The sequence below is a fragment of the Candidatus Hakubella thermalkaliphila genome (assembly GCF_013281975.1).
GTDB lineage: Bacteria > Actinomycetota > Humimicrobiia > Hakubellales > Hakubellaceae > Hakubella > Hakubella thermalkaliphila.
In genome coordinates, this window is record NZ_BLRZ01000431.1 from 1 (window position 1) to 630 (window position 630).

The following is a 630-nucleotide window of genomic DNA, read 5'->3' on the forward strand; positions in this document are numbered from 1 at the left end:
TTACCCTCAAGCTCAAGCATCCTCTTCCTCCGCAATTTCTTCACAAGCTCCTCAAGGGCATAATTTACAACAGCTTTTTTGGTCTGAAGATGCGTCAGCTTGATTGCCTCTTTTACAACCCTGTCATCCAGCTCTACATTTGTCCTTGCCATCTTACCTCCTTCCTCATACACCAATATTAGCTCGTTTATGTGTATAAGGCAATGTCGTTATTTCCGGATAGACTTATGGATAATGCCCAAATGTGACAAGACAGCCACACGTCTTACGCCTCTGGCTTTAACTGAGGGAAAAGGATTACATCTCTTATTGACTGTGAATTTGTAAGCAGCATAACAAGCCTGTCAACTCCTATGCCCTCGCCTGCTGCCGGAGGCATTCCGTGTTCAAGGGCGAGGATAAAATCTTCGTCCATCCACATGGTCTCTTCATCTCCCTTTTCCTTTGCCTCCACCTGTCCCTGAAATCTCTCCCTCTGATCCATAGGGTCATTGAGCTCTGAGAATGCATTGGCAATCTCCCTCGCTGCAACAAAGAGTTCAAACCTCTCCGCGAGTTCAGGTCTGTCTTTTTTCCTCTTAGCCAGCGGTGAGAGTTCAACAGGATAATCAATTATGAATACCGGCTGTG

The 630-nt window shown here is 46.0% G+C and carries 2 protein-coding genes; both read right to left on the reverse strand.

Annotation, left to right across the window (positions count from 1 at the left end; genetic code table 11):
- Positions 1-152, reverse strand: a 152-nt coding sequence (locus HW443_RS14220) for a type II toxin-antitoxin system VapB family antitoxin (RefSeq protein WP_176238374.1), incomplete at its 3' end; no start/stop codon positions are given.
- A 113-nt stretch (positions 153-265) separates the two neighbouring features.
- Positions 266-630, reverse strand: a 365-nt coding sequence (locus tag HW443_RS12570) for an amino acid--tRNA ligase-related protein (RefSeq protein WP_308751120.1), incomplete at its 5' end; no start/stop codon positions are given.